The sequence below is a fragment of the Acinetobacter sp. TG2027 genome (assembly GCF_000302435.1).
In the GTDB taxonomy this organism is placed as follows: Bacteria; Pseudomonadota; Gammaproteobacteria; order Pseudomonadales; family Moraxellaceae; genus Acinetobacter; species Acinetobacter pittii.
Genome location: NZ_AMJN01000011.1, coordinates 1 through 1,391, shown reverse-complemented (window position 1 = coordinate 1,391; position 1,391 = coordinate 1). Strand labels below are relative to the sequence as shown.

The following is a 1,391-nucleotide window of genomic DNA, read 5'->3' as shown; positions in this document are numbered from 1 at the left end:
CAATGCAGGTACAGATACAGCAGTGGTGACGATTGATACCACAGCACCAAATGCACCTGTACTTGATCCAATCAATGCGACTGACCCAGTGAGCGGTACAGCAGAAGCGGGTTCTACAGTGACTGTGAGCTTCCCTGACGGCACCACTGCAACAGTCGTGGCAGGCACAGATGGCAGCTGGTCAGTACCAAACCCGGGTAACCTGGTGGATGGCGATACAGTGACTGCAACAGCCACTGACCCTGCAGGCAATATTTCATTGCCAGGTACAGGCACAGTCTCTGCAGACATCACACCGCCAGTGGTTCTACTTGATGATGTGTTGACTAACGACAGCACACCAGCACTCACTGGTACAGTGAACGATCCGACAGCCACTGTGGTTGTCAATGTGGATGGTGTTGACTATCCGGCAGTGAACAATGGTGACGGTACCTGGACGCTTGCAGACAATGCACTGCCTGCGTTAACTGATGGCCCACACACCATTACCGTGACTGCAACAGATGCAGCCGGCAATGCAGGTACAGATACAGCAGTGGTGACGATTGATACTACAGCACCAAATGCACCGGTACTTGATCCAATCAATGCCAATGACCCAATTACAGGTACAGCAGAAGCGGGATCAACCGTGACTGTAAGCTTCCCGAATGGCACCACTGCAACAGTCGTGGCAGGCACAGATGGCAGCTGGTCAGTACCAAACCCGGGTAACCTGGTGGATGGCGATACCGTGACTGCAACAGCGACTGACCCTGCAGGCAATACTTCATTGCCAGGTACAGGTACAGTTTCTGCAGATATCACACCGCCGGTGGTTGCGCTGGATGATGTATTGACTAACGACAGCACACCAGCACTCACTGGCACAGTAAACGATCCGACAGCAACTGTGGTTGTGAATGTAGATGGTGTTGACTATCCGGCAGTGAACAATGGTGACGGTACCTGGACGCTTGCAGACAATACACTTCCTGCGTTAACTGATGGTCCACACACCATTACCGTGACTGCAACAGATGCAGCAGGCAATGCAGGTACAGATACAGCAGTGGTGACGATTGATACTAGCGTTCCAGTTGTATCTTTAGATGACTTAACTACTAATGACACAACTCCTGCTTTAACAGGGGTAATTAATGACCCAACAGCCACTGTGGTTGTGAATGTGGATGGCGTTGACTATCCGGCAGTGAATAACGGTGATGGTACTTGGACGCTTGCAGACAATACTTTGCCTGCATTAATAGATGGTTCTCATACTGTAACTGTAACTGCAACTGATCCAGCTGGAAATACTGCTACAGATACAGCTACGCTTACTATTGATACAGTACCTGCAGACCTGATCGGTGCGATCACGATTCCTGAAGACTTAAATGGCGACG

At 50.5% G+C, this 1,391-nt stretch carries 1 protein-coding gene; it reads left to right on the top strand.

Annotation, left to right across the window (positions count from 1 at the left end; genetic code table 11):
* Nucleotides 1–1,391 (top strand): Ig-like domain-containing protein (locus tag B806_RS0104660; protein WP_017402672.1); only part of this gene is annotated, 1,391 nt, incomplete at both ends.